The organism is Pseudomonas sp. GW821-FHT01E10, assembly GCF_059422365.1.
Genome location: NZ_JBWKWT010000047.1, coordinates 1 through 215 on the forward strand (window position 1 = coordinate 1; position 215 = coordinate 215).

1 protein-coding gene is annotated in these 215 nt (G+C 65.6%); it reads right to left on the minus strand.

The genetic code is table 11. The features are described from left to right. The coding region (locus AC07V0_RS29975; RefSeq protein WP_495020210.1) for a VCBS domain-containing protein at window positions 1-215 on the minus strand (215 nt) is incomplete at both ends.

Below are 215 nucleotides of genomic sequence, written 5' to 3' on the forward strand. Positions count from 1 at the left end.
TCGTTGTGGGCGGAGTTGGCGACGTAGGTCCAGGCTCCGTCGGTGCCGATGGAGAACTGGCCGTAGCTGCCGGCGGTGTTGGTTTGCGCGACGAAGGTTGCGGCGCTGTCGACGTCGCTGATAGTCAGTGTGCCGGCAGTGGAGATGTCGACGGCGGCATTGGTCTCGGTGAGGTTGGCGATGCCGGTGGACAGCACGGCCGCATCGTTGGTGCC